The organism is Nocardioides sp., from assembly GCF_035703625.1.
Classification (GTDB): Bacteria; Actinomycetota; Actinomycetes; order Propionibacteriales; family Nocardioidaceae; genus Nocardioides.
Genome location: NZ_DASSXS010000118.1, coordinates 1 through 6700 on the forward strand (window position 1 = coordinate 1; position 6700 = coordinate 6700).

At 72.1% G+C, this 6700-nt stretch carries 6 protein-coding genes; 3 read left to right on the top strand and 3 right to left on the bottom strand.

The features are described from left to right. Positions 1 to 432: hydantoinase B/oxoprolinase family protein (locus VFN12_RS05735; RefSeq protein WP_325117643.1), on the bottom strand; the 432-nt coding region annotated here is incomplete at its 3' end. Next, complete coding sequence (locus VFN12_RS05740; RefSeq protein WP_325117644.1) at positions 429 to 2567, bottom strand: hydantoinase/oxoprolinase family protein; 2139 nt, start codon at positions 2565 to 2567, stop codon at positions 429 to 431. The genes VFN12_RS05735 and VFN12_RS05740, both read right to left, overlap by 4 nt. 100 nt (positions 2568 to 2667) lie before the next feature. Between VFN12_RS05740 and VFN12_RS05745 the strand changes: the two genes are divergently transcribed. Next, positions 2668 to 3552 (top strand): FkbM family methyltransferase, encoded by an 885-nt coding sequence (locus VFN12_RS05745; protein ID WP_325117645.1) that lies wholly within the window; start codon positions 2668 to 2670, stop codon positions 3550 to 3552. Between the two features lie 22 nt (positions 3553 to 3574). Here the strand turns inward: VFN12_RS05745 and VFN12_RS05750 are convergent, their stop codons facing one another. Further along, on the bottom strand, positions 3575 to 4243 hold the full coding sequence (locus VFN12_RS05750; protein ID WP_325117646.1) for a lysophospholipid acyltransferase family protein: 669 nt from the start codon (positions 4241 to 4243) through the stop codon (positions 3575 to 3577). Between the two features lie 503 nt (positions 4244 to 4746). Here VFN12_RS05750 and VFN12_RS05755 point away from each other — a divergent pair. Beyond that, positions 4747 to 6180 carry a sensor histidine kinase gene (locus VFN12_RS05755; RefSeq protein ID WP_325117647.1) on the top strand — a complete coding sequence of 478 codons (1434 nt, stop codon included), beginning with the start codon at positions 4747 to 4749 and terminating at the stop codon, positions 6178 to 6180. Next, positions 6177 to 6700, top strand: a 524-nt coding sequence (locus tag VFN12_RS05760; RefSeq protein WP_325117648.1) for a response regulator transcription factor, incomplete at its 3' end; no start/stop codon positions are given. The genes VFN12_RS05755 and VFN12_RS05760, both read left to right, overlap by 4 nt.

The window sequence follows — 6700 nt, forward strand, 5'->3', positions numbered from 1 at the left end:
GTCGTGGTGCCCGAAGGCCTGGACGAAGGCGACCACCTCGAGGGCTCCGCCCGCCTCGTCGAACACCGGGACCGTCACGCAGAGGTCCGGCAGGTGGCCGATCCCGCCCTCGGACCGGTAGACGTCATTGTGGAAGAACACGTCGCCCGGGCGCATCTGGTCGAGTGGGAAGTCGCGGGCGACCGGATGCACCAGGGCGCTGTACGACCGGCCGGTGAGCTTGCGGAGCAGCCGGTCGTGGATGCCGGCGCGGAAGTCGTGCGCGTCGCGGATCATCGGACTGCGGGAGGTGCGCGCGATGGCGGTCTCGACCTCCATCTCCACGCTGGCCAGGGAGCCCTGGACGAACTCGACCAGGACCGGGTCGGCGCCTGCACCGGCGTCGTCGGTCAGGAAGCCGAACGGGAAGTCGGTCGGGACGCGTCTGCTCATGCCTGCCTCGTCACGATCAGGTTCAGGTGCTCGTCGACCCGGGCGGTGAAGCCGGGGTGCAGCGGCACCGTCGAGCCGAACTCCTCGATGATGGCCGGGCCGTCGACGGTGGCCCCCGGCGCCAGGTCGGGTCGCCACAGCACCGCCGTGTCGACGTACCCGTCGGTGGCGTCGAAGCAGACCGGCCTCCCGCCGACCCGCCCGAAAGCGGGCGAGCTTGCGAGCCCGCCATCCGGCTTGTCGGGCGGGTCGGCGTCGTGCGCGTCAGTTTCGGGCGGGTCGGTGTGCCTGCGGATCTCCGGGCGCTTGATCGGGCCGATGCCGGTGACCCGGAGGTTCACCCACTCGACCGGCTGGGAGCCGTCACCGGCGAAGTCGTAGCCGTAGAGCGCTCGGTGCTCGGCATGGAACGCGGCGGCCACGGAGGCGATCGCGTCCGCGTCGAGGGGACCGTCGGGCACCGGCACCCGCACCTCGAAGGCCTGGCCGAAGTAGCGCAGGTCCGCGGTGCGCACCAGCCGGTGCTGGTCGTCGGCGAATCCCTCGCGGCTCAGCGCGGCGTGCGCCTGGGCGGCCAGGTCGTCGTAGAGGCCCGAGACGGCGTCGGCGTCGAGGGTGTCGGCGAAGGCGACGTGGGTGCGGACGTAGTCGTTGCGCACGTCGACGGTGAGCAGGCCGAACGCGGAGACGTTGCCGGGGTTGGGCGGGACGAGGACGGTGCGGATGCCGAGCACGTCCATCAGGCGGCACAGCAGCAGCGAGCCAGAGCCGCCGAAGGTCGTCAGGGTGAAGTCGCGGACGTCCAGGCCGCGCTTGACCGTGACCTGACGCAGCGCGTTGGCCTGGTTCCAGGCAGAGATCTCCAGGACGCCGACGGCGCACGCCTCGGAGGTGAGCCCCAGCTCCTTGGCCAGGGCCTCGACCCCCGCGCGAGCGGCGTCGACGTCGAGCGGGATCTCCCCGCCGAGCAGGTGTGGCGGGATCCGGCCGAGGACGGCGTGGGCGTCGGTGACCGTCACGTCGGTGCCGCCCTGCGCGTAGCACAGCGGGCCCGGATCGGCGCCGGCCGAGTGGGGGCCGACCTTGAGCGTGCCCTCGGGCGACACCCAGGCGATCGAGCCTCCGCCGGCGCCGACGGTGACCACGTCGATCATCGGGATCTTGGAGGGGAAGGCGCCGACGCTGCCCTCGGTCGTGAGGGTCGGCTCCCCGTCGATGACCACGCTCACGTCGGTGGAGGTTCCCCCGCCGTCGCTGGTCAGCACCCGGTCGAAGCCCGCGACCTGCGCGATCATCGCCGCGCCCAGCGCCCCGGCGGCCGGTCCGCTGAGCACCGTGGTGATCGGCTGGTTCACCACCTCGTCGGCCGACAGCACGCCGCCGTTGGACTTCATCACGTAGAAGGGCACCGGGTCCCCCTCGACCGCCAGTGAGCCCAGGCGCGACCTGATGTTGCCGACGTACGCCGACAGCCGTGGCTTCACGGCCGCGTCGACCAGGGTCGTCATCGCGCGTTCGTACTCGCGGTACTCGGGCAGCACCTCGCTGCTCAGGCTGACCACGGCGTGCGGGTGCTCCTCGGCGAGGACGGCGCGCATCGCGAGCTCGTGCGCGGGGTCGGCGTAGGCGTGCAGGAAGCAGACCCCCAGGGTGTCGACGCCCTGGTCGCGGAACCAGCGCGCGACCTCGCGGGCGCCGGCCTCGTCGAACGGGCGCACCTCCGCGCCGGTGAAGTCGAGCCGGCCGCCGACCCCCTTGACGAGGTGGCGCGGGACGATGCGGTCCGGCTTCACCCAGAAGTACGAGTTGCCGTAGCCGTCGGGCACCGACTGGCGGGCGATCTCCAGCATCGCCTCATAGCCCTCGGTGGTGACGAAGCCCAGCCGCCCGACCTTGCCCTCCAGCAGCTGGTTGGTGGCAACCGTGGTGCCGTGGCTGATGGCGGTGACCGCGTCGCCCCCGGCTCCGAGCTGCTCGAGGATCCGGTCGATCCCGGTCATGAACCCGTCGGCCGGGTTCGCGGGGGTCGAGGGGGTCTTGGTGGTGACCAGCTCCCCGCTCGTCTCGTCCAGGGCCACGACGTCGGTGAAGGTGCCACCGGTGTCGATCCCGATCCGGACCCGTCGCATCGCCATGCAGCGATTCAATCGGTCAGCCGCGACGCGGGCCACCCCACAAGTTGCCGACCGGACCTCGGTTCGTTGGCACCACCTGCCACGACGCTAGGGTGCCGCCATGTCTTCCCGACTCTCTCGAGCCGCCGTGCTGCGCCGCCTGGGCTTCGACGTGACCCGGCTCGGTCCGGGTTCGGCAGTGGTCGCGCGCCCCGGCGTCCGGGTCAACGTGGACCGGGTGGATCCCGACTCGTGGGTGGTCCACCACCAGCACGGACGCCGACAGGTCGGCCGGGAGCAGAAGGCACTGGCCGACTACATCGCGCGCCAGCACATGTCGTGGCTGCTGCGCCAGCTCGACATCAACTGCGTCCTCGACGTCGGGGCCAACGTGGGGCAGTACGCCCAGCGCTTGCGCCGCGGTGGCTACACCGGACGGATCGTCTCCTTCGAGCCGGTGCCGGCCATCGCGGAGCAGCTGCGGGAAACCGCCCGGGACGACCCCGAGTGGGTGGTGTTCGAGTGCGCGCTGGGGGACGCGGACGAGGAGACCGAGATCAACGTCCGTCCCGGCGCGATGAGCTCCCTGCTCCCCTCCAGCGACTTCGGGAAGAGCTGGCATGGCCGGCTCCGCGAGGGCGAGGCCCAGAAGATCAGCGTGCGTCGTCTCGACGGGCTCTTCGACGAGGCCATCGAGGGGATCCGCGACCCTCGCGTCTACCTCAAGCTCGACACGCAGGGCTACGACATGCAGGCCTTCGCGGGGGCCGGGGACCGCCTGTCCGAGATCGTCGGGATGCAGTCGGAGGTGGCCTGCGTCCCGATCTACGACGACATGCCGCGGCTGCCGGACCAGATCGCTGCCTACGAGTCCGCCGGCTTCGAGATCACCGGCATGTTCCCCGTGACCCGGCACCGCGCGACGATGCGCGTGATCGAGTTCGACGTGACGATGGTGCGGACGGAGGCCGTGGGTCGGGCCGGAGCGCCCGACAGCGACCACTGACGCGTCCGCGGCTGCCCGGCGATCAGAGGTCAGGCGGCCGCTCGTTGTAGACGCCGGCCGGCTCCTGGCCGGTGATGCTCCCGATCGCCGCCATGATCTCGTCGGTGGCCTCCCGGCGGGCCCGCCCGGATGGTACGCCGTCGTACCGGCCGGCGAAGTCGAGCGGCTCACCGAAGGTGACCGTGACGTCGGCCAGCCGGGGCAGCCTCGCCCCGACCGGCTGGATGTGCTCGGTCCCGGCCAGCCCCACAGGCACCACGGGGACACGGGCGGTCAGCGCGAGATGGGCGACGCCGGTGCGTCCCCGATAGAGCCGCCCGTCGCGGGAGCGGGTGCCCTCGGGGTAGATGCCGAACGCCTCGCCCCTGCCCAGCACCTCCAGCGCGGTGTCGAGGCTGGCGATGGCGGCCTTGGTGTCGTCGCGATCGACCGGCAGCATCCCGAGCCCCTCGAACCAGGCCCGCTGGGCGGCCCCCTTGACGCCGGAGCCGGTGAAGTAGTCGGACTTGGCCAGGAACACCACCTTGCGCGGCACCACGCAGGGGATGACGACGCTGTCGACGAAGCTGAGGTGGTTGCTGGCCAGGATCACCCCTCCGGTGTCGGGGACGTGCTCGAGCCCGGTGACCGTCGGACGCCAGACCGTCCTGGCGACGGGAGGGACCAGTGTGTGCATGACCGTGTAGAGCACGGGGCCATTGTGCCGTGGCGCCGGCCGATGCTTCGCGGGGCGGTCCGGAGCGCGGGCACGGCCGGACCACCCGGCCGGAAATAAGGTGAAGGGCCCTTGGAGGTATGAGCTTCAAGGGCCCTTCGGTTTGACCGGTTCAGGTGACGCTCCCGGCCGATCCAGTCGGGCTCCCGACGACCCCGGCGGCCTCGTCACCCAGCCACCGCGACGAGCAGAACTCGTCGTACGGATCCTCGTCTTCCGACCGATCCCGCTCTCCCCGGAGGGAGTGCGTGGGAGAAGTTCTATGCCCCGACAACCCATCCCCGCAAGGGTTTCGTTCACATTCCTCTGGTTCCGGCGTGTCCCCCACAGGTACGCGGGGAGTCCTCCACAGTTCGCGGCCCGATCTCCACAGCGTGTGGAAAGTCTTGTGGAACGGTCGTCATTCATGCCAGACCCCCGCACCTGCAGATGTCCTCAAGCCGGGGGCAGCGGCCCCCGGGCCGACCTACACTCCGGCCATGGCGTGGGGGGACGCGGGAGACACCGTCGCGGCCACAAGCCCCGGCGAGGGGCGGGCCGCGCGGGTGTCGACGCCCGCCCTGACCGCGATCGCCGCCGTCGTCGGCCTGGTCGCCACGATGGCCATCCTGACCACGCCCTTCCTGCTGTTCGGGTACCGGAACCCGTCGCTCCACCTGGCGCTGGACTCCGTGGACGCGTGCATCGCGGTGCTGCTCGCCTACCTCCTGTTCGGACGGTTCAGCCGGAGCCGCAGGCTGCAGGACGCCTTGCTCGCCGAGGGGCTGGCCATGCTGGCGATGGCCAGCGTCGCGACCGGCCTGGCCGGCGCCGCTCTCGACGTCCAGCCCTACACGCTGGAGGCCTGGGCGCCCCTGTCCCTGCGGCTGATCGGGGCGCTCCTGATCGGGGCGGCCGGACTCGTGGGCGACCGCGAGGTCACCGAGCTGCGGCGGAGCCCGGCGGTCCTGGGACCGCTGGTCCTCGCCGGCGTCGTCATGGGGGTCCTGGTGGCCTTCCACGCCTCGCTCCCGGTCGCCGTCGCGGAGACCATGCCCGCCTCGGCCGCGCACCCCGTGGTCACCGGGCACCCGCTGCTGGTCGCTGCCCAGGCCGTCGGCGCAGCGAGCTTCGTCGTCGCGGCCGCCGGCTTCAGCATGCAGTCGAGCGGGCACGACGTCCTGTTGCGCTGGGTGGGTCCGGCCTGCGTGCTGGGCGCGTTCTCCCGGCTCCACTACGTCCTGTTCCCGTCCATCTACAGCGGCTGGATCTACACCGGCGACCTGCTCCGAACCGCGTGCTACCTGCTGCTGCTCGTCGGCGCGGCGCTCGAGATCGGCAGCTACTGGCGCAGCCAGGCGCGGCTCGCCGTCCTCGACGACCGCAGGCGCCTGGCCCGCGAGCTCCACGACGGCGTCGTCCAGGAGCTCAGCTACATCCGGTCGGAGGCACACCTGATCACCGACGAGGACGGCGTCCGGGCACGCATCGTCGACTCCGTCGACCGCGCGACCGACGAGGCGCGGGCGGCGATCGACACCCTCGGCAGCGAGGGCGACGCGCCGCTGGGGCTGCTGCTGCACGGCGCGGCCCGGCAGGTCGCCGAGCGGTACGGGCGCCAGGTGGTCGTGGACCTCGACGTCTCGATCGACGCGACCCCGGAACAGGGCCACGACCTCGTGCGGATCACCCGGGAGGCGGTGTCCAACGCGATCCGCCACGGCCGGGCCAGAAACATCGGCATCGGCCTGCTGCGTGACCGCGGGGGGCTTCGGCTCGTTGTGCACGATGACGGCCGAGGCTTCGACCCCGGCGACTCCCAGAGCACGGGGTACGGAATGACCAGCATGCGTGAGCGGGCGGAGAACCTGCCCGGCACCCTCCGGGTCAGCTCGACGCCCGGCCGGGGCGCGACGGTGGTGGTCGAGTGGTGAGCGAGCGACGGCTCGGCGTGGTGCTCGCCGACGACCACACCAGGATGCGGGGGCGGGTCCGGACGGCGCTCGAGGCAGACGGCTGGGACGTCCGCGGCGAAGCGGCCACCGCGGACGAGGCGATCGCGGTGTCGGCGGAGCACCGGCCCGACGCCGTTCTGCTCGACATCCACATGCCCGGCAGCGGCGTCCGCGCCGCCCGGGCCATCAGCTCGAACCTCCCCGGGACCGCCGTGGTGATGCTGACCCAGTCGTCCGACGACGCCGACCTCTTCGACTCCCTGCGCGCCGGCGCGCGGGGTTACCTGCTCAAGGGGGGCGACCCGCGCCAGCTCGGACCGGCGTTGCGCCGGGTGCTCGACGGCGAGGCCGCGATGGACCCCCGCCTCGTGGCCCGGATCCTCGACGAGTTCCGGGCTCCGGCGAAGCAGATGTTCCGGCGCGGCTCTCCGGCCGCCTCCAAGCTCAGCGTGCGTGAGTGGGAGGTCATGGAGCTGCTCGCGGACGGCGCGACGACCGA